The sequence below is a fragment of the Vibrio sabulosilitoris genome (assembly GCF_055391395.1).
Genome location: NZ_AP029599.1, coordinates 2,517,965 through 2,544,894, shown reverse-complemented (window position 1 = coordinate 2,544,894; position 26,930 = coordinate 2,517,965). Strand labels below are relative to the sequence as shown.

At 49.3% G+C, this 26,930-nt stretch carries 27 protein-coding genes; 7 read left to right on the top strand and 20 right to left on the bottom strand.

Annotated elements, in window-relative coordinates:
• Window positions 1-5: 5 nt before the first annotated feature.
• Entirely contained in the window at window positions 6-668 is a 663-nt protein-coding gene (minC, locus tag ACZ5R2_RS12005; RefSeq protein ID WP_464899614.1) for a septum site-determining protein MinC, read from the bottom strand.
• Between the two features lie 187 nt (window positions 669-855).
• Here minC and ACZ5R2_RS12000 point away from each other — a divergent pair, with 187 nt between their 5' ends.
• From ACZ5R2_RS12000 to ACZ5R2_RS11990, 3 genes are all read left to right on the top strand, one after another.
• Window positions 856-1,131, top strand: a complete 276-nt coding sequence (locus ACZ5R2_RS12000; protein WP_464899613.1) for a YcgL domain-containing protein — start codon at window positions 856-858, stop codon at window positions 1,129-1,131.
• Between the two features lie 49 nt (window positions 1,132-1,180).
• Entirely contained in the window at window positions 1,181-2,152 is a 972-nt protein-coding gene (locus ACZ5R2_RS11995; RefSeq protein ID WP_464899612.1) for a lytic murein transglycosylase, read from the top strand.
• Window positions 2,153-2,518: 366 nt separating this feature from the next.
• Entirely contained in the window at window positions 2,519-3,424 is a 906-nt protein-coding gene (locus ACZ5R2_RS11990) for a manganese-dependent inorganic pyrophosphatase (RefSeq protein WP_464899611.1), read from the top strand.
• A 307-nt stretch (window positions 3,425-3,731) separates the two neighbouring features.
• Here ACZ5R2_RS11990 and ACZ5R2_RS11985 read toward each other — a convergent pair whose 3' ends face one another.
• Window positions 3,732-4,424 (bottom strand): aspartate/glutamate racemase family protein, encoded by a 693-nt coding sequence (locus ACZ5R2_RS11985; RefSeq protein WP_464899610.1) that lies wholly within the window; start codon window positions 4,422-4,424, stop codon window positions 3,732-3,734.
• Window positions 4,425-4,609: 185 nt separating this feature from the next.
• A complete protein-coding gene (locus tag ACZ5R2_RS11980) occupies window positions 4,610-5,344 on the bottom strand; it encodes a dienelactone hydrolase family protein (protein WP_464899609.1) in 735 nt (244 codons plus the stop codon).
• A gap of 151 nt (window positions 5,345-5,495) precedes the next feature.
• Between ACZ5R2_RS11980 and ACZ5R2_RS11975 the strand changes: the two genes are divergently transcribed.
• The gene (locus tag ACZ5R2_RS11975) at window positions 5,496-6,050 is read left to right on the top strand and encodes an NUDIX domain-containing protein (protein ID WP_464899608.1); all 555 of its coding nucleotides are present in this window, start codon (window positions 5,496-5,498) and stop codon (window positions 6,048-6,050) included.
• Window positions 6,051-6,140: 90 nt separating this feature from the next.
• On the opposite strand, the gene ACZ5R2_RS11970 is transcribed toward ACZ5R2_RS11975, so the two are convergent.
• The 10 genes from ACZ5R2_RS11970 to ACZ5R2_RS11925 form a co-directional block, all read right to left on the bottom strand.
• Window positions 6,141-6,704, bottom strand: coding sequence for a VC2662 family protein (locus ACZ5R2_RS11970; RefSeq protein ID WP_464899607.1), 564 nt, complete (start codon window positions 6,702-6,704; stop codon window positions 6,141-6,143).
• A gap of 126 nt (window positions 6,705-6,830) precedes the next feature.
• The gene (locus tag ACZ5R2_RS11965) at window positions 6,831-7,211 is read right to left on the bottom strand and encodes a GspS/AspS pilotin family protein (RefSeq protein ID WP_464899606.1); all 381 of its coding nucleotides are present in this window, start codon (window positions 7,209-7,211) and stop codon (window positions 6,831-6,833) included.
• A 3-nt stretch (window positions 7,212-7,214) separates the two neighbouring features.
• A complete protein-coding gene (locus tag ACZ5R2_RS11960; RefSeq protein WP_464899605.1) occupies window positions 7,215-7,511 on the bottom strand; it encodes a YciI family protein in 297 nt (98 codons plus the stop codon).
• Between the two features lie 40 nt (window positions 7,512-7,551).
• Window positions 7,552-7,965: an acyl-CoA thioester hydrolase YciA gene (gene yciA, locus ACZ5R2_RS11955; protein WP_464899604.1), complete on the bottom strand. Its 414-nt coding sequence runs from the start codon at window positions 7,963-7,965 to the stop codon at window positions 7,552-7,554.
• Window positions 7,966-7,971: 6 nt separating this feature from the next.
• Entirely contained in the window at window positions 7,972-8,517 is a 546-nt protein-coding gene (locus ACZ5R2_RS11950) for a septation protein A (RefSeq protein ID WP_464899603.1), read from the bottom strand.
• Window positions 8,518-8,686: 169 nt separating this feature from the next.
• Window positions 8,687-10,165 (bottom strand): FAD-binding domain-containing protein, encoded by a 1,479-nt coding sequence (locus tag ACZ5R2_RS11945; protein WP_464899602.1) that lies wholly within the window; start codon window positions 10,163-10,165, stop codon window positions 8,687-8,689.
• 129 nt (window positions 10,166-10,294) lie between these two features.
• Window positions 10,295-11,551, bottom strand: a complete 1,257-nt coding sequence (locus tag ACZ5R2_RS11940) for a dicarboxylate/amino acid:cation symporter (protein WP_464899601.1) — start codon at window positions 11,549-11,551, stop codon at window positions 10,295-10,297.
• Window positions 11,552-11,811: 260 nt separating this feature from the next.
• Window positions 11,812-12,297: a methylated-DNA--[protein]-cysteine S-methyltransferase gene (locus ACZ5R2_RS11935; RefSeq protein WP_464899600.1), complete on the bottom strand. Its 486-nt coding sequence runs from the start codon at window positions 12,295-12,297 to the stop codon at window positions 11,812-11,814.
• On the bottom strand, window positions 12,294-13,676 hold the full coding sequence (locus ACZ5R2_RS11930; RefSeq protein WP_464899599.1) for a DNA-3-methyladenine glycosylase 2 family protein: 1,383 nt from the start codon (window positions 13,674-13,676) through the stop codon (window positions 12,294-12,296). Before ACZ5R2_RS11930 ends, ACZ5R2_RS11935 begins: the two co-directional genes overlap by 4 nt.
• Window positions 13,677-13,801: 125 nt before the next feature.
• The gene (locus ACZ5R2_RS11925) at window positions 13,802-15,076 is read right to left on the bottom strand and encodes an alpha/beta fold hydrolase (protein WP_464899598.1); all 1,275 of its coding nucleotides are present in this window, start codon (window positions 15,074-15,076) and stop codon (window positions 13,802-13,804) included.
• A 392-nt stretch (window positions 15,077-15,468) separates the two neighbouring features.
• On the opposite strand from ACZ5R2_RS11925, the gene ACZ5R2_RS11920 reads away from it, so the two are divergent.
• Window positions 15,469-18,006, top strand: a complete 2,538-nt coding sequence (locus ACZ5R2_RS11920) for a PAS domain-containing sensor histidine kinase (RefSeq protein WP_464899597.1) — start codon at window positions 15,469-15,471, stop codon at window positions 18,004-18,006.
• Window positions 18,007-18,093: 87 nt separating this feature from the next.
• Here ACZ5R2_RS11920 and trpA read toward each other — a convergent pair whose 3' ends face one another.
• The 7 genes from trpA to trpL2 form a co-directional block, all read right to left on the bottom strand.
• Window positions 18,094-18,897, bottom strand: coding sequence for a tryptophan synthase subunit alpha (gene trpA, locus ACZ5R2_RS11915; protein WP_464899596.1), 804 nt, complete (start codon window positions 18,895-18,897; stop codon window positions 18,094-18,096).
• On the bottom strand, window positions 18,897-20,087 hold the full coding sequence (gene trpB, locus ACZ5R2_RS11910; RefSeq protein WP_464899595.1) for a tryptophan synthase subunit beta: 1,191 nt from the start codon (window positions 20,085-20,087) through the stop codon (window positions 18,897-18,899). Before trpB ends, trpA begins: the two co-directional genes overlap by 1 nt.
• Before the next feature lie 41 nt (window positions 20,088-20,128).
• The gene (gene trpCF, locus ACZ5R2_RS11905) at window positions 20,129-21,556 is read right to left on the bottom strand and encodes a bifunctional indole-3-glycerol-phosphate synthase TrpC/phosphoribosylanthranilate isomerase TrpF (RefSeq protein WP_464899594.1); all 1,428 of its coding nucleotides are present in this window, start codon (window positions 21,554-21,556) and stop codon (window positions 20,129-20,131) included.
• A 4-nt stretch (window positions 21,557-21,560) separates the two neighbouring features.
• Entirely contained in the window at window positions 21,561-22,571 is a 1,011-nt protein-coding gene (gene trpD / locus ACZ5R2_RS11900) for an anthranilate phosphoribosyltransferase (protein WP_464899593.1), read from the bottom strand.
• Window positions 22,572-22,596: 25 nt separating this feature from the next.
• Entirely contained in the window at window positions 22,597-23,178 is a 582-nt protein-coding gene (locus ACZ5R2_RS11895; RefSeq protein ID WP_464899592.1) for an aminodeoxychorismate/anthranilate synthase component II, read from the bottom strand.
• 5 nt (window positions 23,179-23,183) lie between these two features.
• Window positions 23,184-24,746, bottom strand: coding sequence for an anthranilate synthase component 1 (locus ACZ5R2_RS11890; RefSeq protein ID WP_464899591.1), 1,563 nt, complete (start codon window positions 24,744-24,746; stop codon window positions 23,184-23,186).
• A 188-nt stretch (window positions 24,747-24,934) separates the two neighbouring features.
• Complete coding sequence (gene trpL2 / locus ACZ5R2_RS11885; protein ID WP_464899590.1) at window positions 24,935-25,048, bottom strand: tryptophan operon leader peptide; 114 nt, start codon at window positions 25,046-25,048, stop codon at window positions 24,935-24,937.
• Window positions 25,049-25,133: 85 nt separating this feature from the next.
• Between trpL2 and rnm the strand changes: the two genes are divergently transcribed.
• Entirely contained in the window at window positions 25,134-26,006 is an 873-nt protein-coding gene (rnm, locus tag ACZ5R2_RS11880; RefSeq protein WP_464899589.1) for an RNase RNM, read from the top strand.
• A complete protein-coding gene (locus ACZ5R2_RS11875; protein WP_464899588.1) occupies window positions 26,003-26,623 on the top strand; it encodes an L-threonylcarbamoyladenylate synthase in 621 nt (206 codons plus the stop codon). The genes rnm and ACZ5R2_RS11875 overlap by 4 nt, the downstream gene beginning before the upstream one ends.
• The last annotated feature ends 307 nt before the right edge of the window (window positions 26,624-26,930 follow it).

Sequence of the window (26,930 nt, the reverse complement as noted above, 5' to 3'; positions counted from 1 at the left end):
AGTTTTTATACGTTGAGTGATTCAATGTGCAGAAGTTGGTTCTCAAGACTGACCATCACCTTCTGTTTCCAATAATCACTACTAATTTGATCGCTGAGCCAGTAGTTACCTGCGACAGACACCAGCTCAGCTTGTAGATCGTTACAAATAATTTTTGCCCCTAATTGACCGCTCGCTCCGGCAATGGCGCGGCCACGCAAGGTGCCGAGAACATGAATTGAGCCGTCTGCGATCACTTCTGCTCCGGCACTAATATGACTCATCAGGAGCAGATCGCCATCTTTAGCATAGACCTGTTGTCCTGAGCGTACAGGTGTGCGGATCACTTTTAGTGGAGCGAGTAGTGGGGCTGAGGTTTTTGAGCTGCTGCTCGCCGTCATTACCGCGAGGCCCGCCTCAATAGCCAGTGTTTGCTGTCGTTTGGTCTTGCAGCCAGTCACACCGACCGGAAACATACCAGTCTCCAATACCCCAGATTTTAAGCTCTTATAGTCGATATCGCCCGACAAGCGAGAGACGTTAATAACCACCGGGGCATGAGCAAAAAAAGCCGGTGCCTGCTCGGTTTTCTCCCTCAGAAAGGTCAGGTTGCCTTCCACATCGATATCGGCAAGATGGAGCACTGACAGCGTGAAACTGCTGCCTTTTAAATCGGGAGTTTGAGACATTCTATTCCAGCCTAGATATATGCGAATAAATGACGTTGCTTTTACAAAGGACGTTGCCTTTACGTGGACCTATCATGTTATATTTCCCCTAATCTATCAGCAAGTGTTGTTGGTATGAATTTGTCTATTTATGTGTGTTAATAAGGGGTTTGCGGCACTTTGTGGCGCGAAACCCAGTAGGATGGCTATGCTTTGTACGATCTATAAAAGCGCAAAAAAAGAAGGCACGTATCTGTACGTGGCGAAAAAAGATGACTTCTCCCAAGTACCGGAGCAGTTAATGCAAATGTTTGGCAAGCCAATCTTGGTGATGACACTCAATATCACTAGCCGAGAGCTTGCGCAGGTTGATGTAGCAAAGGTCAAAAATGATCTGGTTGAGCAAGGATTTTTCTTGCAGTTACCCCCGCAAAAAGAAAACGTTCTGGAAGAGTTTAAAGCGCTCAATAAAGACGCTGAGTAAACCAAATTCAGAGTAAATTGATCGCAAAATCGAAAACAAGGAGTGTAGTGTGAAACGTTGGGTTATTGGAGCATTGTCAGCTGCGCTATCTGTGAGCACACTGGCAAGTGAAAAAAGTTTTGGGCAGTATGTTGAGCAGCTCAAACGTGAGGCCGTAGAGCAAGGGGTAGACGCTGAATTGGTTGAGCGCGCCTTTGCAAATGTTGAGCATAGGCCGCGCGCCGTGGCGGCGGATCGTAATCAGCCTGAGCGTCGATTAACCTTGGATGAGTACATTCCGCGCGCAGTGCCGCAGTGGAAAGTAGACCAAGCCAAAGATCTGTATCAAAAGCATTATCCAGAGCTCAAACGTATTGGCGATGCCTATGGCGTTCAACCACGCTTTATCGTAGCCCTGTGGGGAGTAGAGAGCAATTTCGGTCACTTTACTGGAAACTATAAGGTCGTCGATGCATTGACCACAATGGCATTTGATGGCCGACGTGAAGCCTTCTTCAAAAGCGAGCTAATGGCGGCGCTGGAAATCCTCGAACAGGGCCACATAGAGCTGGAGGATATGAAGGGCTCTTGGGCTGGCGCGATGGGGCAGAGTCAGTTTATGCCAAGTTCATTCATCGCCTATGCCGCAGATGGCAGTGGTGATGGTAAAAAAGACATCTGGAATAATGTTGAGGACGTGTTTGCTTCTACGGCCAATTATTTAAGCCGCTCAGGGTGGGACGATGAGTACACCTGGGGTAGGCAAGTCCTCGTGCCTGAAACCCTAGATAAAGAGTTACAGGGGCGCTCTGCCGAAAAAGCCAAGTACTTACAGCAATGGGGCGAGCTTGGGATCACCCGCTTTGATGGGTCACCGCTGCCAAAGCTTGATAATGATATCCAAGCTTGGCTGATCATGCCTGATGATCATCAGGGACGAACCTACTTGGTGTATAACAACTACAACGTGCTAATGAAATGGAATCGGTCATACTATTTTGCTTTAGCCGTTAGTCATCTTGCTGACCGGATAGTATTTTGATTTTAGGGATGTAGTGATAATTGGCTATAAGGTATGAGGAAGGGCTGGGCATGTTAGTTATACCGCGCAGGGCGTTATAATCCTTAAGTCCATTCGCTCCCCAAGTCGGTGATGAACAGTTTTGTGGCCGCGATTTGCGGTCACTTTTGATTGTGCTGAAGTGTTCAAGTTCACTCTACGTTCATATGAGTGTTAATAGAGCGATAAACGGCTCGTCAGAAAGATGGATACCGGGGGAAAAATCAGGTAGAGTAGCCCACTTTACTAGTGGCTGATTTTATTAGCGCACGGGAAATTTGAACAATCTTGGCGAGCTGACGCTTTAACGCGGTTGGCTTGTAACAAAGTGATGATATAGGAAGCAAGATGATTCTAGTTGTTGGTCATAAAAATCCAGATAGTGATAGCATTTGTGGCGCATTGGTTGCTGCTGAACTTCTAAAAGCACGTGGTCTTGAAGCGAAAGCGGTTCGTCAAGGTGACATCAACCGTGAAACGCAGCACATTCTAGAAACTGCTGGTGTCGATCAACCAGAGATGTGTACCTCAGTCGCGGGCGAAAAAATCTGGCTTGTTGACTACACAGACGTCGCTCAGGCACCGGACGATATTGCTCAGGCAGAAATTCTTGGCATTGTTGACCACCACCGTCTAGGTGATGTGATGACGATTAACCCACTTGAGGCGTGGATCTGGCCTGTCGGTTGTACTTGTACCATCCTATTTAACCTATTCAAGATGGAACAAGCAGAGATCACGCGTCCACTAGCGATCATGATGATGTCAGCTATCCTATCTGACACTGTTGGTTTCGCATCACCAACATGTACGCAAAAAGACAAAGACGCAGTTCAAGAGCTTGCAGCTATTGCTGGCGTTGAAAACCTAGATGTGTTTATCAAAGATCTTTTGATCGCCAAGACTAACATCGAAGGCCTATCAGCGGCTGAGCTGGTCGAGAAAGACCTAAAAGCATACCCATTCAACGAGCGCAACGTTGTGGTTGGTCAGGTTGAGCTAGCAACCCTTGAGCAGGTTGATGGTATGATTGAAGCACTGGAAGCGGACCTTGAGCGTCGCTGTGCTGAAGAAGGTCTGGCGTTTGCCGCTGTGATGCTAACTGACATCACCACTGCACAAACTCGTCTACTGTACAAAGGCGAGTGGGCAGAGAAGCTAGTTAAGCACGAAAAAGACGGCATGCTAATGATGGAAAATACATTAAGCCGTAAGAAGCAAGGCTGGCCTTGGCTCCAAGGTGAGCTTGCTTAATTTGCTATAAGTTTTCATAGTTTTTTAAAGCCTGGCGAATGCTGGGCTTTTTTATGCCCTTTGGAGAGAGGCGAGAAGCGAGAGCGCTGCGCTGCGAGAGGCGAGGAGGTGTGGTGAGTATTTCTCATCCCTTGAGTCTCGCTACTGCTTTCAGGACTAGTACATATTAGCTACCGACAAGCATGCCTTTGGTAGCCTGTGATTGATTCAGTTCCCTTTTACACGCCATTAGAGGAAAGCAAATAGTGAGGTTGCTGTGCTGTAAGAGAAGAGGGAGCTACCAATCTTTCCTCGCCTCCTGAGGCCGCTACTCAAGAGAAAAGTCTACTGCCGCCTGAGCGTGAATTTGTGTTGTGTCGTAAAGGGGGACCTCGGTATCGTGCTGCTTAACCAGCATTGTAATCTCAGTACAGCCGAGGATCACTGCTTCGGCGCCTAGGTCGGCTAAGCCCTCAATGATACGCAGATAAATTTGTCTGGATGCATCACTGACAACTCCTTTACACAGCTCTTGGTAGATTATGTCGTGGATCAGGGTCTGTTCGTCTCGATTGGGCACAATGACCTTGATGGTTGACTGTTCTTCCACTCGAGCTTTATAGAAGTCTTGCTCCATCGTAAAACGAGTCCCGAGTAGGGCGACCTTGCGAATACCATCGCGCTGTAACTGCAAGGTGGTGGCATCGGCGATGTGCAGTAGCGGGATCTCAAGCTGCGCTTCAATCTGTGGCGCTACTTTGTGCATGGTGTTGGTCGCAATTACCAAGCATTCGGCTCCTGCCGCTTGCAAAGCGAGCGCGGCATCACTGAGCAGTAGCGCACACTGTTGCCAATCACCTTGGTGCTGCAGTTGCTCAATTTGTTGGAAATCCACACTGTAGAGTATCAGTTTTGCCGAGTGTAAGCCGCCGAGTTGACATTTGACACCCTGGTTGATCGCGCGGTAATAGTGGCTCGTCGATTCCCAACTCATTCCACCCAGTAAACCAATTGTTTTCATGCTCTCTGCTCCTTGCTGAGTTTTGTCGTGGAACATCAGGTTACTAGAAAATACCGTCGAATATAACCTACTCTGCGCGAAGCCTTGCGTTCTCGGGGAAGGTTATAGGTTCACTGAAGGGGCAAGCAGGCTACGCGCGAACGATGAACTGAGCCAGGAACACTGCGCAGCCGGTTGAAGAGCGACTAACGTGATAAGGTCTGCTCTAGAAACTGGTTAAAGGCACTCCATGATTTGTTGTCTGCAACCTCACGATAACGGTCACTGCCAAAGACAGTAAACGCGTGCGGCGCACCGCTGTAGGTGATCATTTCATGATCTACCCCGGCAGTTTCTAAGCGTTCGGCCAGATCAGCGAATTGAGTCATGGGTATCGCACTGTCTGCAGTGCCGTGTAATACCAAGATGGGGGCAGTAACCTGCTGATAGGTTTGTCCATCCGGAGTACCCAGCCCACCGTGGAAGGTGGCAAAACCATTAGCCTTCATGCCCGCTCGTGCCGACTCCAAAACTGCTGCGCCCCCGAAGCAATACCCCATCACTACTACATTGTCTTTGTCACCCCCTAAGCTCACGGCAAAGTCTAGGCTCCCTTGCATCAAGGCACGAAGTTTTTCGCGATCCTTATACAGCTCTCCAGTGTGCTGTCTTTTGTCCTCTACTGCGGTTGGGCGTACCCCTTTACCGAATAAATCAGCTGCGAACACACTGTAGCCTAGGTCGTTAAGCATTTTGGCGCGTTGTTTCTCGTAGTCGGTCAATCCGTCCCAATCGTGGACTAACAGGACCAAAGGGGCATCTCCTTCAACTGGCGCCCAGTATCCCTCGTACTCCATTTGATCAACCGTGTAGGTTGTATTGTCACCTGCCCACACGAACGACGAGCAAAGCGCAATCGCAACAATAGCCTTGTGATGCATTTTTGATTCCTTCTATTGATAGCTTACAGGGGTATAAATCACACTGTAGTACGTAATGAGAGCAAGTTCCGCTCATTGTGATGAAATCTTGAGCTGTGAAAGCAACTTGGGTATGGTCAATAGCAAACTATCAAGAGACAGGATCAGGACGATGACTGACATCAAGACATTAGACAGCCAAGTCGTTTATCAAAATAAATGGATGACGGTTCGGGAGGATAGGATTGTGCGCTCTAGTGGCAGCGAAGGAATCTATGGCGTGGTCGAAAAGCCTGACTGCGCGGTGATCATTGCTGTCGATGAGGGGAAGATCCATTTAGTTGAGCAGTATCGCTATACAGTGGCAAAGCGCTGCTGGGAGCTGCCGCAGGGCGCGTGGGATAGCAATCCAAGTGCGGATCACCTTGAATTAGCTAAGGGGGAGTTACGTGAAGAGACCGGTTTGTTAGCCTCAGAGATGCACTATTTAGGCAGTCAATTCATCGCCTATGGATTTTTGAATCAAACTTGTCATATCTATCTGGCGACTCAGTTGAGTTTTGTTGGTGCCCAGCTTGATAAGGAGGAAGAAGACCTAGTGAGTTGTGCATTTCCACTCAAGACCTTTGAACAAATGCTGATCGACGGTACGATCCGGGATAATGTGACGTGCTCCGCCTATGGGCTGGCCAAACTCAAAGCGCCTCAATTACTCGCAGACGCCTAAAGAATCGCATCTATCTCACAGCCACAGAAACTGGGCTAAGCAGGTAAGCAGTATCCGTGAACCGCGCAAAAAAGTGGTTCACGGGTGAGCTTAATTGACGCTAAAGTTGAACAATGGGAAGCAGCGTACGAAGCCATTGCTGGCACAGTTAATCAAACCCAGCTGAACCCCTTTGATCTTCTCTGTATTGTTGAAAATACCGACTTGCACGGTTGACGCCTCTGAGAGGCTGACCAAACCGAGATCGACCATAGAGTCGCCAGTCGAGTAATTGACAAAGCTGGCATTAACACCTTTCACATCATTGGTTACGTTAATACCACCAAAGTTAAGGCCGACGGTTTCGCCTGTGTTCCAGTTAAACAGACCAAATGACGCTCCCTTCATGCTTTGATTGACCTTGTTCGCACCAAAAACCAGGTTGAGGTTGACACCAACAGTTGAATTGGTCTCTGACATGCCCAAGAGCGCAAGGTCGAGACCTTTCAACTCGTCAACATGACCGTGAAGGACCGCGAGACGAACGCCGGTGACGGAGTTGTCTTTGGGGGCATTGTAGTTGTCTAAGGTGGAAAACATCACTGGGGCAGCGGCTATCGCACTGGTCGATGTCAACAGGGTTGTCGTGATAAGACTGGTGAATATTTTGTTCATGAGCCTCTCCATTTATTTTATTCATTAGAGCGAATTATGCGGCGCACACGCCGCCTTGTTAGTACCAATTGTGCGGCCACCTTCTCACCACATTGACCGATTATGAGCTAACTGACGTTATTTTAGCTATTTACACTGGCTGGCATCGACCATTTGATCAACGATCAATTGACCTCGACTATTGCGAATTTTAAGCCGATAACTCAAGCCCACATCGAGGTTTCGACGCACATTTTCATTGAAACAGTATTGCAGCATAGTTTTCTTGAGCAATTGTTGGGTTGTCACGGTACCCGGTGCATCGTCGTTGTAAATCATCATAATTTCGATCGTACTGCCGCGCGAGGATGCACGCATGATGGACAGTGGTCCTTGTTCAATCGGCAGTTCAGCCGCGAGGAGGCTGGCGCGATTAGAGGCGAGCAGTTCCAGTTGTTGCTGTTGGTCGTTGCTAGAGGCACAGCCAGCAAGGGCCGTAATAAGGGCGATGAGAAGAGTCTTTCGCATGATTTAGAATACTTTTTTATAAGGTTTAACAGTGACATGCTGATAGACACCAGCATGAACATAAGGGTCATCATTCGCCCAGGTTTTAGCGGCGATCAATGAATCGAAGTCAGCAATAACGGTTGAGCCAGTGAAGCCAGCTTGACCTGGGTTATCGCTGTCTATCGCAGGCATAGGTCCTGCGGTGAGTAGCCGACCCTCGTCACGAAGCGTTTGCAAACGAGCGAGGTGCTCGGGACGAGCAGCCAAACGCTTATCGAGAGAGTCGGGAGTATCTTGAGCAAAAATTACGTACCACATTCAGAGTTCCTTTCACTGTTTTACGTTTTATGAGTTTAAACTATTGTACTTTGACTGGGTCAGCCTTTATAGGGCGCGGGCGACCATTGGAATCGATAGCAACATAATTGAAGGTTGCTTTACATACCATGTAGCGATCTTTCACACCGTCCTCTTTTACGGGTTTTACCCAAACTTCAAGATGTATCGACATCGAGGTGCGTCCAACCCGAGTACATTCACCATAACAGCACACCACATCACCAACTTTAACCGGTTTTTTGAATTCAATACTTGATACTGATACCGTCGCGATGCGGCCACTCGAAATTTCTTTGGCTAAAATTCCGCCAGCAAGGTCAAGTTGAGACATGATCCAGCCACCAAAGATATCACCATTGGCGTTAGTATCTGCAGGCATTGCCAACGTTCTCAACAGTAAATCGCCCGCGGGGTTGGGGGTAGAGTGGGACATAGTTTACTATTCCTGTTCTTTGTTATTTTCTTTAGGTAGGTGCTTATACAGGTACAAGCCAGTTGCAATAGTGAAGCCAAAGGTCGCGATCAGAAGACCAAAGACCTTAAAGTTGACCCATACATCGAGGGGCATTTGGTAGGCGACGTAGAGGTTTAATCCAGCACAGAAGCTGAAAAAACCGACCCAGGCCCAGTTGATACTGGTCCATACATGCTCGGGCAGAGTGAGCTCCTTGCCCAGCATAGCTTTGATTGCCGATTTCCCCATCAGATGGCTGATAGCCAGTCCCGATGCCATAACAGCGTAGACTATGGTCACCTTCCATTTAATAAAATTATCGTCTTGAAGCAAGATAGTCATGCCACCAAAAATCGCCACCATCACAAAGGTGATAAACTGCATCTTTTCAACTTTTTTGTAGATGGCATAGGTTAAGCCGATCTGAATCGCCGTTGCAATGATCAGCGCACCGGTCGCTGTGTAGATGTCAGACATCTTGTACAGGACAAAGAAGATGATCAGAGGGATAAAATCAATCAGTTGTTTCATAATTAATACTACAAGTCACCGTCGAATAGACAGTGTACCCAACAAAGCGGGCAGAAACCTAGTGGAAATGACAATTAAATGCGATCAAGGCAGTAGCGAGCAGCGAGGACACTTTGTTTCGGGGGACGAGGAGTAATGTTATTGATTCAACGTCTTGTGGCCAATAAGGCTAGTGGTTGCGAGAATTATTCTGGCGAACATGGGTGGCAAGGATGCGTTTAGCCTCTTGCTGGACGCCGGGGAGTTTGCGCCAGCCCCACAGGCGCTCTCGCGCCAGCTTGGCGGCGGTTTCGATATCGATCACGGGATTGAGGTAGCGGCTATCGGTTGGTAATGAATACATTTGCGCCTCCATCACTGTCATGGTCCAAGGGGCGAACAGTAATGGTGGGGGTAGGTCTGCCAGTTCTGGTATCCAGCGTTTGATAAATATGCCCTCTGCATCGTGCTCTTTGGCTTGCTTGACCGGGTTGTAGATTCGTAGCGTGTTTATGCCAGTCCCCCCCGCTTGCATTTGGAACTGAGGGTAGTGGATACCTGGGTCAAAATCTAAGAACAGGGAGGCTAGGTGAGCAACACCTAAGCGCCAGTCGAGGTTCATATGATGAGTCAGCACGCTAACAAGCATAGCCCGCATACGAAAATTAATATAGCCAGTGTCGATTAGGCATCGCATACAGGCATCGACGAGTGGCAGACCTGTGTTTCCGGTTTTCCAAGCGCGAAGTAGTCTGGCGTTGGGCTGGTTCTGCTCAGCGAGTAAGGCATCGTAAGCGCGATTAACACAGCGGTGTTCCATCTCGATTTCAGACTCAAACTTTTGGATAAAATGGCAATGCCAGTGTAACCGAGACGAGAGTGCTATCAGGCTACGTCGAAACCCTGGCTGCTGCCAGTGTGCCAGCAAGGCTTGATAAACCTGACGCAAGGAAAGGTTACCCCAAGCGAGGTAGGGCGATAATCGACTGCAGGCGTTCCTTGACTTGCTGGGGCTGGAGATCGAGCAATAATACTTAGCCCCCCGACGGGCAAAAAAGTCCCCCAGCGTTTGCAGAGCTAACGTCGGCCCTCCTGTTTGCATACCCGGGTGCTTGTGTTGCCACGAGTCAGGAATTGTTATCGACAACTCACCAGGCAACAATGGGGGCGTGACTAGATGTAACTGCTCAAGGTTTGGCGACTCCAAAGGTGCGCGCATTACCGTTTGCCAATGTTTATCCCAGTTGTTTCTGGTTTTCGCTCCGCGAATGACAGCACCGGCTGGCAGTTGATGCCATTCGATGCTTTGTGCCGCGAGCCATTGGCCGATGGATTTATCTCGCTCAAATGTGCAACTCAGGCCGATCTCCTGATGAGAAAAGACGCTTATAATCCGGTAGCTTGAACAGAGAAACTTGAGGCAGGTGAGCGCGTCGCCGTGCATGACCAACACCTTGGCCTGATGGCCTCCAAGCTGGAGATTGATATCTTGTAAGGATTGCCAGACGAAGCGCCAATGCCGCTCGGAATAGTGAGGGTTGTCGAGCAACATAGGCTCGAAGATATACACTAGCAAGCAAGGGAGCCCACTCTGCTCTGCGAGTTTGAGTGGGGCGTGATCTTCCAAGCGCAGGTCGCGCTTGAACCACATTAGGTTAATTGTCTCCATGTTTGGCTTGCCTACGGTGTTACTGGCGGATGCCGTTTTGTATGGCGGAGCGAAGATTTAGTTTGGTTTTACTTTGATATAGGACCAAAAAAGCCCGGCCAAGGCCGGGCTCAAACCAAAGAGGGCAAATTATGCTTGTTGCTGCTCTAGCTCAGCTTGCTCTAGGTCCGCCTCATCGACAAGAGAGTCCACTATAAGGGCACACGCTGCATCACCAGTGATGTTAAGCGCGGTGCGAATCATATCGAAGATACGGTCAAGAGCGAATAGAAGCGGCAGCCCTTCGATTGGGATACCCGCAGCCAGCAGTACCGCAACCACGAGGAATGAAGGACCTGGTACACCCGCTTGACCAACCGCACCAAGAGTTGAAGTCAGGATGATAGCAATGTACGCACCCATAGACAGGTCAATGTTGAAAAGTTGGGCAAAGAAAATCGCTACCAAACCGTAGTAGATCGCGTTACCAGACATATTGATGGTTGCGCCCAGCGGCAGAACGAAAGACGCCGTTGAGTTTTTCACACCTAGCTCGTTTTCAACTGTGTTCATGGTCACTGGCAAGGTTGCCATTGATGAAGAGGTTGATAGTGCAACCGCCTGTGGTTTCTTCATCACAGATAGGAACCTCTTAGCCGAGGTTTTGGTGAAGACTTGAATCATTAGCGGGTAGGCAATAAAGCCGAACACCAAGATTGCTGCCACGTAAACCACAAACAGTTTAAACACGACCATCAGCGCGGAGAAGCCAAATGAACCTACTGCTTCAGCCATCAAACCGAACACACCGATTGGTGCGATGATCATCACTTTGTTGATCATCCAAACCATAGAATCAACGATAGTGTTTACGCCATTCACCATAGGCTCGCGACGCTCTTTTGGTTGCTTAGATAGAGCGATACCGAAGAACAGGCAGAAAACCAAGATTTGCAGGATGTTTGCTTCGTTAAGTGATTGGAATACGTTCTCTGGGATCATACCCGTGATGGTTGCCCAGAAGGTTGGCAGTTCGCCTTTTGATGCGTATTCAGTTGAGAACATCCCCTCAACACCTGTGACATCAATGCCGATACCCGGTTGGAATATCGCGCCCATAACCAGCGCCAGTGCGACTGCAAGTGCAGAAGTGATCCCGAAGTAGCCAAGGGTAACTAGACCCACTTTGCCGGCATTAGAACTATTGCCCAGTCCTGCAGCGCCGGAGATCAGCGCCACAGCTACCAAAGGGATCACCAGCATTTTGATTAGATTGATGAAGATGGCACCCAATGGCGCAAACATAACTGCGCTGTCACCCATCAACGCCCCGACTACTGTACCAACGATCATGGCGAGCACGACTTGCACGCCTAGATTCCCAAGTAGTCCGTCTTTACTTAACATTTTAGCAACTCCTGTCTGTCATATTGTATGTTTATAGTCATTGCACCTACGAACGACTGCAAGTGCAGATGATTATGTTGCTGTTTTACAGGTAAGTAGTGGGAAGATCAAGTGCTTATTGATCGAAGTGGTTTGGAAATAGGCATAAAAAAGGTGTGCATCACCTCTTGACGCAAACGTTTGCGTTGTTGCGCTAACTTGGTGCGCCAGTGCACTAACATGGTGCGCATAATTGTTGCTTAGGGTTTGTGTGAATGTTGTTAGTTTGTGGTTTGTGTCGATTTTTCTAAATCCAGCAGTGCACGTTTGCGTTCAACCCCTCCGGCATAACCGGACAAGCGACCGTCATTGGCTACCACTCGATGGCAGGGGATGATCACAGAGATGGGGTTCTTACCATTGGCGGCGCCCACCGCACGCACCGCTTTTGGCTTGCCAATATGCTCAGCAAGCTGTTTGTAGCTCCATGTTTCGCCGAAGGGAATATCTTGCAGTGCACGCCAAACGCGCTGCTGGAAATCAGTCCCTTGGGTTTTCAGTGGTAACTCAAACTGAGTCCGTTGACCGGTGAAGAACTCCGCTAATTGCTCTTTCGCAGCGAATAGCACCGGATGATCGTCATACCGCTCACCCAACGCATCAGGCATAGTCGTATGGGTCTCAAACCACAGACCAAGCAACTGGGTCTGATTGGCTTGTATGGTGATCTTGCCGAGCGGGCTGGTAAAAATAGTAAAGTAATTCATGAGTAATGACTCCAACAATGAAAGGTGGCATAACTTCCCCAAGGAGAAGCCGTTTTGGGGTCGAGATTCGGAAAATGACCGAGTGCTTTTCTGACCACCAGATCGGTCGTTAAAAAGCAGTTGGGCTCGGACAGGCCGCGTATCTTGGCGTAATTGACTGTCCAAGGCCCAATTCCCTTTAACTCAAGCCATTGCTCCGGGTGACTGTTCGGGTTTTGAATCATAAACTCTGCCAACCTGCGCAAGGTGTCTTTGCGTGCTTGAGGCATGCGAAGGAAACTCAGGTCAGCTTGAGCGACTTCAATTGGTGTCGGAAAGTGCAGATTATCAGGCCGGCAAAGCGTCTGGACTAATAGATTGAGCTGCCCGATCGCGGCCTTAATCGATACTTGCTGACCGAGTACTGCACGTGCGCCAGCCTCCCACGTATCCCAGACACCCGGAATGCGTAAGCCTGGATTACGGATCAGTTGTGGCTCGATGCCCGATAGATGATGCTCTATGAGCTCGGTATCAGTGTCGAAATCCAGCATCCGGCGTACCTTAGTTAATAGCGCACGTAACTGAGCAATTTCGGCGAGATCAAATCTAACCTCGACAGCATGCAGGCCGTTTTCCAACGGGCTGAAGTCGACCTCAAACCAGCAAAGTTTACCTTGGTGGACTAATGAGCGACGATAACTGCATGCCGATACCCTTTCTACACCTTGAATAGACCGTGCTTGATAGAATGCCAGTAGTGATCGCCAATCGTAGGGGGTTCTAATCGCTAACGTGACTTTATTACTGCCCGCCACAGAGGAGCTTTGTCGGCGCAGATTAGTTGGGGTAATTTGCAAGACTTTTTTAAAAGCATCATTAAAACGGCGAATACTATTGAACCCTGAGGCCAAGCCAATATCTGTAACGCTAAGTGAGCTGTTATGCAGTAAATTCTTGGCGAACAAGAGCTGTTGATACAGTGCATATTGTTTTGGTGACAGGCCCATATAGCGAGTGAACAAGGCTCGTAGGTAGCGATCGCTGATGCCAAGTTTGTCTGCCAGTACAGAGAGGCGGTTGTGCTGCAAATAGCCTTGTTCGATCAATTGGATGGCGCGTTGCAATGTGGTTTCTGTACCGAGCCAGCGCCAAGAGGTTGGTGCACTGTCTGGGTGGCAGCGCTTGCAGGGTCGATAGCCGGCTTTGAGCGCCATTGTCGCGTGCTCGAAATACTCGACGTTATGCTCTTTGGGCAAATTAGCCGGGCAGATCGGGCGACAAAAAATGCCCGTGGTTTTTACCGCAACAAAAAAACGCCCATCAAAGCGCCTATCGCGAGACAGGCGCGCTTGTTGGTAGAGCTTTTGGTTTGGGGCGAGCTTGGCTACATTGGACACATCAAAATCCTTGCATAGAGCGACTAATACAAGTGTATCGCTTTCCCTTCATGTTACTAGCCACTTTCGGAACTGTTATTGCTGCCTACAGCGCCCCAAGTTGTAGTAGGCGAGCCGGGTGAGATTTACTGGCTCATGGAGATCAAGCGCTCCAGAATACGCTCCCCATCAGCGCGAAGCCCATTATGTTCATACTCATTGGTGATCCAAGCGTTAGCATTTGGAATTTGACCCAGAGTTGCACGGCTGAGGTCAAATTCAACAAACATGTCCTCCGCGTAGACTGCGCAACTGATCGGGACCGAGTTGTACTTAAGTACAGAGGTATCATAAAGATCAGGCCAATCTGACTTAGCGGCAATGATGTCTGCCGCCTCTTTGAATGGCTTTAGGTTGTGATATTGCTCAAACATCCATGGGAAAATCATCTCTCCAGTAAACAGGAATGGCTTACCCGGTTGGTAGTTAAAGTCTTGTCTCTGATCACGTATCCTTTGCGCGCTCCAGTTTGAAGCGAATCCCTGACAATAACAGGCCTCATGCAGTAGGGCATAAATTGGATTTGTTTGACAGCTTTGCTGCTCGAGGACCTGGTTAAGGAAGTGATAACTGAGACGTTGGGTCCCATTTACCTCAACAAACGCTTCTTCAAGGAGATGGTAGGTGGGTAAGAAGCTATCGCTGACACCAAAACAGATACCAATTTGTTGAAACTGCTCGACGGTTAGACGCTGCCCGTTGGGCAGTCGTTCATCTTGAATGAGCAGATGGTCAGCAATCGCTTGGCAGCGCTCTTGCGCATTGGGGAACTGACGAAAGAACGCCTTATTTTTGTCTAGAGTACGTTCGAATGTTGCTTGATAGACTTGGTCACAATGGCCTTGCAGAGGAGGGATGCCCCCAGTGATATAGCTGTGCAAAAGGCTGTCTGGAAACATTGACAGATAAGTAAGACTGCAAAAGCCACCAAAGCTCTGACCAAGCGTTGCCCAGCATGTCACACCAAGCTGCTTTCGGATTGCCTCTGCGTCGCGCACAATATTATCGGCACGAAAATGACTGAGATATTGGGCTTGTTGCGCTGCAGAAAGATGCTCTAGTGTTTGATGGGTGATTGGAGTACTGTTTCCTGTGCCACGCCCGTCTAGGAGCAAGACCCGATATTCCTGCAGCGCGCGCTTGAGCCAGCCTTGATTACCCATTGGGCGTGGCGCGGCAAAACCGGGTCCGCCTTGAAAGAACACTAGCCAAGGTTTATTGACACTGTGCTTGTCGATGAGGCGCGCCTCACGAGCAAACACCTCGATCAGGTCACCATTTGGCTGTGCGTGGTTTAGAGGTAGCTGAAACTGGTGTGGTTGATAGTAAACGCCACTATCGACGTAAGGTTGAGCGTTCATTTTGATTGCCTGTATGGTGGTTTTAATTAGTTGTGTATTCACTGCGCTATCGACATAGGGAGTAGTCTAAGTAGGACAGGTCACTTGGGTATATACGTGCTTATCATTTTGAGTTGTTATGCCATATATACTGTATATTTAAGCTAGCTGACATGGATGTAATATTTGGTATCTTTTTATTACGAAACTTGTCAAAGCGTACTCTAGCCAGTTTTGATCAGGAGCAGGCTAAGCAGCAGATCAACGATTAATACCAATATAGACGTTGTACATATTGACAACCTTGTTGACCTTTTGGATGTAACATAACTTTCTTTACAATTACATACTTATTTGTGTGAGTAATATCAAACCCTTATTACATTTTTAGGTATTAACTTGATTGAAGGTGTATGGCTATCAAACAAGGGGGTGCGATGAAACTGGTCAATAAAGTCGTTATTTCGGTTTCGGTGGTTTGTATATTGTGTATCACTATAACGGCTGGGCTGGTGGCATGGCAGGCTATTAGCGCCTCACAAGAGGCGATAAAGTCACGCGCTGTTGATCAGTTGAGTGCGATTAATGAGAGCAAAAAGTTTGAGATAGAACGTTACTTTCAACAAATAGAACATCAAATCGAGTTGTATTCTAACTCCCCAACAATTGTTAGCGCCGTCCAGTCATTGTCAAAAGCCTTCAACCTTGTTCAGCCTGGTGATAAGCAAGCAGAGTTGGACACACTCAATCAATTCTACAGTGAGGTCTATCATCTTGAAGTCAATTTAGGTGCATCTGAAGACGATGATCCTCGAGTGGAAATTTCGCCCGCCACACTGGCCCTCCAATATCGTTATATTGCCAATAATCCCTATATCATCGGTGACAAAGATCAGCTCGTCTCGTCACGCGTCAATGACGAGTACGATAGAGCCCATCGTGAAGTCCACTCTTTTATGCATGCCATTCAACAGGATTTCGGCTATTACGATGTATTTTTGGTTGATGCCGAAGCCAATTTAGTTTACTCGGTATTTAAAGAGGTTGATTTTGCCACCAATCTGGTCACTGACTTGTACAGTGATACCGGTCTGGGAAGAGCTTTCAAAGCCGTTATCGATCCAAACATGAGGTTTACCCACTTTGAGGATTTTAGCGCCTATCCACCCTCATTTAACGAACCAGCAGCATTTGTCTCTCACCCAATCTATCAAGGTGAAGCTTTCGTTGGCGCTTTGGTGTTTCAAATCCAGCGTTACACGATCAATCGCATCATGACCTACGATTTTTCTTGGCCATCGGTTGGGTTGGGTCAAACGGGGGATAGCTACCTCGTTGCCAGTGACCTTACCTTACGCAGTGACAGGCGTGCCTATATTCAAGACCCGTTTGGCTTTCTGCTTAACAGCTCTGTGCTGGAGGATAGTGAGCTAAGTGGCATGATTAACGCTTCTGGCTCAACCATAGGGCTACTGCATCAACGCACTCCTCATGTGACGGCTTTTATCTCACAGGGAGAAAGGCTGTCGGTATCAACCGATGTTGAAGGTGAGCAGGTATTGGTGCTGGCGAATCAGATCCAAGTGATTAACAACATCTGGTACGTATTTTCTGAGATCTCCCTTGCAGAGGCACATGCAGACCTGATTGTGGTTGAAGATCGCATCTTACAAAGTTCAATTGCGCTAGTCTTGGTGGTTTCAGCGTTTGCGGTGGTGGTCTCTAAGTTCGCCTCACGCCCTATAAGCAATCCTCTGCTTGAGAGTGAAGGTGGTGCGAATACTTGGGTGCAATCGCTGAATAAACTCGAAACGCAAAATGAGATTTTGGCCAAAGTCGCGACCAGTTCTATTGATGGAATTATTATCTGTGATGCCGAGGGAAAAGTGATTTGGGTCAATAGGGCCAGCCAGGCAACCACCGGTTACCAACTCGATGATCTGTTGGGAAAAGACTACATCGGCCATTTGCTTAGCGTTGATGATGATCAAGAGGTCAGGGCTAAGATTGAATACGCGATTGAACAACAGCAACCTTGCCAGCTCGAGTTAGTTAATTATCGCAAGTCGGGTGAGTCCTACTGGGTGGATATCAACCTATTGCCCGTTTTAGATACAGCCAAGCGGGTGTCACACTTGATTGCAATTGAGCGAGATATCTCTGGTCGCAAACAGAAAGAGCAGGCCCTAAGGGCGTCAACCAAGGCTGCTAAACGAGCCAATGAAGCAAAAAGTCAGTTTTTAGCCACCATGACGCACGAGCTAAGAACACCATTAAATGGCATTTTGGGGATGGCGAATGCACTCAGAGCATCAGAGTATGACCAACAAGAGTGGAATGAAGGACTGGATGTGATAGAGGGCTCAAGCGAGCATTTACTCACTATCGTGAATGACATTCTCGATTTCTCTATCCTTGAGAGCGACAACATGGAGTTCAACGCCCAGCCCTTCGTACTCGATGAGTTATTCAGCCCTATCGAGCATTACTATCGCGCAGCTTGCCAAGCTGAGAAGATTGATTTTCAGTGTTCTGTCACATTTGTAAAAGGTCAGCAGGTAAACGGTGATGTGGTACGTATCCGACAAGTGCTGCATCATCTTATGAGTAATGCGGTTAAATTTACACACCAGGGTAGGGTAGAGCTAATTGGCGCTTATCAAGGTGGCCAGTTACTGGTCACCATCACCGACACCGGGATCGGGATGAGTGACGCGCAACTAGAAACGATTTTCGAACCCTTTAATCAAGCCGATAACAGCGCAACCCGCCAATACGGTGGTACCGGGCTGGGGCTTAGCATATGCCATCAGCTAGTAATAAACATGGGCGGAGAGATCACAGCCTCAAGTACGTTAGGCGTCGGCAGTGAGTTTCACCTTCGTCTCCCTTTGAGAGGCGAGAATCGAGAGTCGAGAGGCGAGAGCCAAGATTCTTCAACCCACGTATGACGCGTCATTGTTCCACAGACGAGAAGCGAGCACCCCTATTTTATCGCAGCGAAGCGCTACCGCCTCTCGCCTCTTCCCGCTAGGGAATCAAGCAGTAGCGGCTTTCATCGAGCTAACAAACGCACTCAGCTCGCTAAGCATGGTTTCTGGCTGCTCTACATTAGCTTCAATAATCTTCACTACGGCAGAGCCAGAGATCGCGCCTGCTGCGCCAGCTTCTAGGGCTTGCTTCACCTGTGCTGGCTCAGAGATACCGAAGCCAAGTAGTGCTGGTGGCGCATCAAATTGGTTCAGACGACCTAGCATATCGCCAACGGGCATGTTCGCCTTGGTCTCTGCGCCTGTTACGCCTGCACGTGAGAGTAGGTAGGTGTAACCGCCGCCTAGTTCCGAAACTTGCTTTAGTGTCTCGTCCGTGGCTGTTGGTGGTGCAATGAAGATTGGGTGCACGCCATGCTTGCGCGCCGCTTGAATAAACTCGTCCGCCTCGTTGGTTGGCACATCGGCTACCAAAACAGAATCGATACCTGCCTCAGCGCAACGCTGGTAGAAGTTGTCAATCCCGCGCGAGTACACTAGGTTAGCGTACATCAACAAGCCAATTGGCAGCTCTGGGTATTTTGTGCGGATCTTGCCAATCTGCTCAAAACAGATATCTGGGGTTGCACCCGATTCCAACGCACGGATGTTCGCACCCTGAATCGTTGGGCCGTCGGCTAGCGGGTCTGAGAATGGAATACCGAGCTCAAGAGCATCAGCACCCGATTCAACGAGGGTCTCCATGATCTGGTAAGACAGCTCAGGGTTTGGGTCGCAGACCGTTACAAAAGGTACAAAAGCGCCTTGGTTATTGTCCTTGAGGCGCGCAAACATCGCATTATAACGATCCATTAGATCACTCCTTTTTCTTCTAGAATGGCGTGTACGGTGAAGATGTCTTTGTCACCACGGCCAGATAGATTCACCACCAGTAATTGCTCTTTCTCCGGGTTCTCACGTGCCATTTTCAGTGCTTGAGCCAGGGCATGAGCGGATTCTAGGGCAGGGATGATGCCTTCGCTGCGCGCCAACTCTTGGAAGGCTTCCAGTGCTTCGTCATCGGTGACGTTGTCGTATTCAGCGCGGCCAATCGCATTGAGGTGGGCGTGTTGTGGGCCGACTGATGGGAAGTCGAGACCCGCAGAAACTGAGTACGACTCTTCGATTTGGCCGTGCTCATCTTGCATCAGTGGCGCTTTCATACCGAAGAAGATACCAGTAGTGCCATGCTTGAGCGGCGCGCCGTGTTGGTCAGTATCGATACCTTTACCTGCAGGCTCAACGCCAATAAGGCGCACACTCTGCTCTTCGATAAAGTCAGCAAACATACCAATCGCGTTTGAGCCACCGCCAACACACGCAATCACAGCGTCAGGAAGACGACCTTCGCGAGCTAGGATCTGGTTCTTAGTTTCTTCACCAATCATGTGTTGGAATTCGCGCACTATGGTTGGGAATGGGTGTGGGCCAGCGGCAGTGCCGAGTAGGTAGTGGGCCTCTTCATAGCTTGCTGACCAGTCGCGCAGCGCTTCATTACACGCGTCCTTAAGCGTTGCAGAGCCAGAGTGGACAGGGATCACTTCGGCGCCCATCAGCTTCATGCGGAAAACGTTTGGACTTTGACGCTCAACATCTTTAGCGCCCATGTAGACACGACACTTAAGCCCCAGTAGTGCACAAGCAAGTGCCGTTGCCACGCCGTGCTGACCTGCGCCTGTTTCTGCGATGATCTCATTTTTGCCCATCCGCTTGGCCAGAAGCGCTTGACCAAGTACCTGGTTAGTCTTGTGCGCGCCGCCGTGCAGCAGGTCTTCACGCTTAAGGTATAGCTTGGTTTTAGTGCCCTTGGTCAGGTTACGAGTCAGGGTCAGTGCGGTAGGACGACCAGCATATTCTTGCAGCAGCGCCATAAATTCGCTTTGAAATTCTGGGTCTTGCTGCGCGTCAATAAATGCTTGCTCCAACTGCTCTAGAGCAGGGACCAAGATCTGCGGTACATACTGACCGCCGTATTCACCAAAGTAGGCATCGAGTTTCGCCATGATTCTCATTCCTTAAAATAATTCGTTAGTTGTAAGCTGCATCAGTAATCGCGGATTGCCGCGAACGCTTGCTGCAACTTAACCAGATCTTTTTTACCTGGAGCTGATTCCACTCCAGAGTTGAGGTCCAACCCAAGGCAGCCAAGCTGCACCGCTTGTTTAGCATTGTCGGGACCCAGGCCACCGGCGAGCATCACTTGGCACGGCTCTGCGATCAGTGACCAATCGAAGGTGTGACCAGTGCCGCCGCGTTGATTGCCCACTTGGGCATCGAACAGGTGGCGATCGACAAACTTATCAATAAGTGTAGGCGCGCAGTCAGACACGCCATAAGCTTTCCAGATCTCTACCTTGTCATCGAGTTGTACACGCAGGTGCTTGATGTAGTCTTGGTCTTCATCACCGTGCAGTTGCACTGCGCAAAGGCCCAAACTGCTGGCTGTTTCTGCAACAAAGCCTGAGTCGTGATTTTGGAATACACCCACATAACGCAGTGGGGCACCACTCATGGTCAACCGGGCACTCTCAAGGTCGACTGCACGCTTGGATTGACTGACGAAAATCAGACCGCCAAAGATTGCGCCGGATTGAAACGCTTTGGCTGCATCGTCTGGATGGGTAAGACCGCACACCTTATTTTCGCCTAGTGTGACCTTGCGCACCGCAAGCTCAAGGTCGTCTTCTGCCATCAGTGAGCTGCCAATCAGGAAGCCATCAGCATGCTCGGCCAGATCGCGGACTTGCTGGTGGGTATAAATACCCGATTCAGAGATCACGGTTGCCTCAGGCGCAAGTTTGCGGACCAGCGGTGCAAGCTCTTTGGTGCGATTAAGGTCAGTCGACAGATCACGCAGGTTACGGTTATTGATGCCAATTACCTTGGCGTTGAGCTTCACCGCGCGATGTAGCTCTTCTTCGTTACTGACCTCGGTCAGCACGCCCATATTCAGGCTGTGCGCAATATCAGCTAGCTGTTGGTACTCTTCATCACCAAGCACCGACAGCATCAACAGGATCGCATCCGCGCTGTAGTAACGCGCGAGATAGACTTGATAGCTATCGACCATAAAGTCTTTACACAAAATCGGCTGTTTGGCCTGTTTGCGCACCCGAGGGAGAAACTCAAAGTCGCCTTGGAAGTACTTCTCGTCAGTCAGAACCGAGATCGCATTGGCGTGGTTGTTGTACACCGATGCAATGTAATCAAGGTCAAAGTCGTCACGGATCAAGCCCTTAGATGGTGAGGCTTTCTTACACTCCATGATAAACGCAGATTGCTCGCCGCTTAGCGCGTTGTAGAAGCTACGATCTGAGGGGGTAAGTTCGGCCTTAAAGCCCTCAAGCGGTTGAGTTTGTTTGCGCTCCGCTACCCATTGATACTTATCACGCACAATTTTGGCGAGCACTTCAGCCATCTCGGCTTCGGCGACTGATACATGATCAGACAGTTGATTAGTTGAATTTGTCATTGGCTTAGTCATTTCCAAATTGCTGCGTAGCCAGGCGCTGAACCAGATCAAACGCTTTACCAGAGTTCATTGCCTTGATCGCCTGCTGGGTGTTGGCTTTCAAGTCTTCGTGGCCAAATAGGCGCATCAATAGTGCAACGTTCACTGCGACCGCACCGACTTGAGCAGGTGTACCTTTGCCGGTCAGGATATTGGTGATAATCGCACGGTTTTCCTCAGGCTCGCCACCTTTAATTGCCTCAAGCGGGTAGCTTTCTAGGCCGAAGTCCGCTGGGGTCAGTACATACTCAGTTATGGTGCCGTCTTTAATTTCAGCCACCTTGGTTTCGCCATGAATAGCTACTTCATCAAGACCAGAGCCATGAACGACGGCAGCGCGCTTCATGTTCATCTCAAGCATAGTCTCAGCGATTGGTCGTACCAATGCCTCACTGTAGACACCCATCAATTCGATATTTGGTCGAGCCGGGTTGATTAGAGGCCCCAGAATATTGAAGATGGTGCGCGTTTTCATTGTGGTACGCACTGGCATCGCGTGCTTGATACCGCCGTGATACTGGGGCGCAAACAAGAAGGCAACGCCCAGGGCGTCGACCGCCTCGCGAGTCGTCTCCGGGCTCATCGCCAAATCGATACCAAACGAGTCAAGGAGATCCGAAGAGCCTGACTTGCTCGATACGCTGCGGTTGCCATGCTTAGCCACTTTTAGGCCACATGCTGCAGCAACAAACGCCGCGGTAGTGGAGATATTGATGGTGTTATGACCATCTCCGCCCGTACCAACAATATCGGCAAAATCGTAATCAGGCGTCGGGAATGCTTTCGCATTCGCCAATAGTGCTTTGGCCGCGCCAGCAATCTCTTCTGGTGTTTCGCCTTTAATCTTGAGCGCCGTCAGTGCCGATGCCAATAAGATATCACTGACTTCACCGCGTATAATGGCATCAAATAGCGTTTGGCTCTCTTCCTGCGTAAGTGATTGTTGGTCATACAGTTTGTTGTAAATCGTTTCCATGGTCTTGTTTCCTATCCTTGCGCAGTTATTTTGCCAGCGCCCAGTCGATGGCATTTGCCAGCAACGTTGCACCTTGAGTTGTCATAATGGATTCAGGGTGGAACTGAAAGCCACACACCTTGTCTTGCTCTTGTACCACTGACATTACCAGCCCGTCTACCTCTGCGGTAATAGTAAGGCTATCTGGCACCGATGTCGCTACCAAAGAATGATAGCGGGCAATGGCAAGTGGTGAAGGCAGACTTGCGTAGGTGGCATGCGCGTCATGCGCCATCATCGACACCTTACCGTGAATAATTTCGCCAGCACCGGCGACCGTGCCACCGTAGGCCTCTACGATAGCTTGATGACCAAGGCAGATACCGATCATAGGGACCTTACCTTTAAAGCGTTGAATAATCTCAGGCATCGAGCCCGCGTCCGCCGGTGCACCAGGTCCAGGTGATAATAGGATTACTGGGTTATCCAGTTCACTGACCGCTTGCTCAATCGCATCAGCAGCAATGCTGTTGCGGTAGATAGTCACCTGATGACCGAGAGAGCGGAACTGATCGACAAGGTTGTAGGTAAATGAGTCAAAGTTATCGATAAAGACAATATTCGCCATGATGATCACTCCTGATGGGCAACTTGGATAGCAGAGATCACTGCTTGCGCTTTACCGCGTGTTTCGTCGGCTTCAGCTTGTGGGTCGGAATCAAACACGACACCGGCGCCGGCTTGAACTTGTGCAATACCGCTCTCAACATAGGCTGAACGGATCACGATACAGGTATCCAGTGTCCCTTCACCAGTCAGGTAACCAACAGCGCCGCCATAGCTGCCACGTCGAGTCCCCTCAACGTCACGGATAAGCTGCATTGCACGGATTTTTGGTGCGCCAGTCAGGGTGCCCATGTTCATACAAGCTTGATAGGCGTGCAGGGCATCTAAATCGCCACGCAGTTGACCCACAACGCGAGACACTAAGTGCATAACGTGGCTGTAGCGATCCACTTTAAGCAGATCCGCCACGTGGCGAGTACCCGCTTGAGAAATGCGCGCCACGTCGTTACGTGCCAAGTCGACTAGCATCATGTGCTCAGCGTTCTCTTTGATATCAGTGCGTAGCTCAAGCTCGATACGGCTATCGAGATCAAAGTCGATTTGACCGTTGGCGTGCTTGCCACGACGGCGTGTGCCGGCAATAGGGTAGATCTCGATTTGATTGGTGTCTGTATCGTACTTCAGAGCACTTTCTGGCGATGCACCGAACAAAGTAAACAGTTCATCTTGCATGTAAAACATGTAAGGACTCGGGTTACTTTGCTTAAGTTGTTTATAGGCAGCCAGCGGTGATGGGCAAGGCAGCGTGAAGCGACGGGATGGCACTACCTGGAAGATATCACCCTTGACGACGTATTCTTTCAGATCGCGTACGGTTTGGCAGAAGTCTTCGTCAGAGACGCTAACTTCGGTTTTCATGTCGGAGACTTTCACCGCCGCAGGCAGCGGTTTTGGCTCAGCACAAAGTTGAGCGATCTCGTCAATACGCGCAGTTAGGGTTCCTTTTTGCTCGCGATTGGCAAACAGGGTTGCTTGCAGCTGACAAGATTCGGCTTGATGGTCAACGACCAGCAAGGTTTCCGCTACGTAGAACACATAGTCTGGGCACTGGTTGGTCGCCTTAGCGTCTCCAAGTGGCTCGAAGTTGGCCACAAGATCGTAGGCAAATAGACCGCCAATAAAGATGGCGTGTTTATCTTGCTCGCAGATATCAAAGCTATGCTGGATTAGGCGCAACGCATCAAAGGAGGACGCTTCACGCAGGCGAGAGTCTTCATCGAGCGTATCGCATGGCGTGGCGAAGTGCATTGTAAGCACTTCACCACAAAACTCACTGGTGATGTTGTGGCGAATATTTTGCTCTAGGTGAGTCAGCAGGTGGCGGCCATTAGCCGTCAGTGCGGTCATTTGCACCTTATGGCCGTAGCAGACGATGCGCACGGCAGAGTCAACGATTAGTAGGCTCTTTAGGTCTTGCTTTGATTCAATCTCCGCAGATTCGAGCAATAAGCTATCGGTCTTGTTTTCACACAGGGTGTGGAACAGGCGGGTTGGGTCCTGAAAGTAGGGTACGGTTGCATTAAGTACCTCTAGTTCACCCAAGTGATTTATTTCAATGGTCTTGTTCACAAGACATCCCTCTAATGGTTGTATCTCTTCCTGCCGTACATACTCGCACAAAGCGCAAACTGACCCAATCCTGTATTTTGTCGATTTGCTGAATGTTTAAGCAATTAAATGTGAGATAGACGGCAAAACAAAAAGCCCGCTACAGTGAGCGGGCTTGACGATGAATTTGTGTTTACTTTATCGCACGTCTAGGCCCACTCATTGAGAGTCCAAGAACGCCACCAAGAACATACAACAGAGACACAATTACCTTGGGTAATTGCGCGTTTGCTGCTTTGCTTTTGGTTAAATTCTTGTAACATGAGTAGCCTTTGGTTCAGTGACTATGTAATTGCGTACTAGTTAACTAGTGCAAGGGCAAAAAGTCAATTACTTTTTTATATAATTATGCGAATAGATCTACACAGTCACACAACCGCCTCTGATGGTCGCCTTACCCCTCAAGCCTTGATTGATAGGGCGATGAGCTTTGATTTAGATGTCTTGGCTATCACGGATCACGATACGTTGGAGGGGCTTGCTCCGGCCCATCAATATATTCAAGACAACCAGTTGCCCATCCAATTGATTAACGGCATCGAGATTTCAACCGTATGGCAGAACAAAGATATTCATATCGTTGGGCTTAACGTTGACCCAGATTCCAGTGCCCTACAAGCGCTCATCGAGCAGCAAAAACGCCATCGTGAGTCGCGCGCAGAGCTGATTGCTCATCGACTATCAAAAGCGACTCGCGAAGGTGTACTGGAAGAGGTCAAACAGATTGCTGGTGACGCACCAGTGACCAGGGCGCATTTTGCTAAATGGCTGGTTGAAGAAGGGTTTGCGAAAAACCCTCAGCAAGTATTTAAGAAATTTCTTACCCGTAATAACCCCGGCTATGTCCCGCCGGCATGGTGCTCAATGAGTGACGCTGTTGAGGCGATTCACCAAGCGGGAGGACAAGCGGTGCTTGCCCATCCCGGGCGCTATCAGTTAACAGCAAAGTGGGTCAAGCGACTGCTGGCAGCGTTTGTGGAAGCAGGCGGTGATGCAATGGAGGTCGCTCAGCCACAACAAGCGCAACAAGAAAGGCGCAACTTGGCTGATTATGCTATACAATACAAACTATTAGCCTCACAAGGCAGTGATTTTCATTACCCCTCTCCATGGATGGAGTTGGGGAGAAACCTATGGCTTCCCGCAGGTGTCGAACCCGTGTGGAAGGATTGGCAAAATTTGGCGTTGGGAAACGATAACAACGAAGAGGAACAAGAATGAGCCAGTTTTTTTATGTCCATCCAGAGAACCCGCAAGCGCGCTTGATCAGTCAAGCAGTCGCGATTGTGCGCGGCGGTGGTGTGATTGTCTACCCAACCGACTCTGGGTATGCGCTCGGTTGCCAACTCGAAAATAAGCAAGCATTAGATCGGATCTGTCAGATCCGCCGCATCGATGACAAGCACAATTTTACTTTGTTGTGCCGCGATCTTTCTGAGATTTCCCTGTATGCGCGCGTCGATAACACCGCGTTTCGCTTGCTCAAGAACAATACCCCTGGTCCTTACACCTTTATCTTTAAGGGTACCAAGGAAGTGCCACGTCGACTGATGAACTCCAAGCGTAAAACCATCGGCATTCGTGTTCCAGACAATCGTATTGCCCTGGACTTACTCGAGGCGATGGGCGAGCCATTAATGTCGACCTCGTTAATGCTGCCAGGCAGTGATATTGCAGAGTCCGATCCGGAAGAGATCCGCGATAAGCTCGAACATGCCGTAGATGTAATCCTAAATGGCGGTTACCTTGGTGAACAGCCAACCACGGTGATCGACTTTAGTGACGAAGACCCGGTTGTGGTTCGGGTTGGTTCGGGCGATCCAGCTCCGTTTGAATAAGAAGCGAGAGTCGAGAGGCGAGAATCGAGGGGGAAACACGAACCATCCTCGAATCTCGCAGCAAAGCGATCTCGCTTCTCGTCTCTTTCCCGATAGGGAAAAAAATAGCCAACCGTAAGGGTTGGCTAAACGAATGCAAAAGGATAATTCCAATACTTGTCATACGTGCGCTAGGAGAGTTGTAGCCCTAACACACAACTACAGTAACTCATGGGTGCTCTGTTGCATATATAGTTATATGAAATCTTATTTTCTGTGACCCATAAACTTCTCAACTTTCGACAAACTAGACACGCGCGCTCAAACA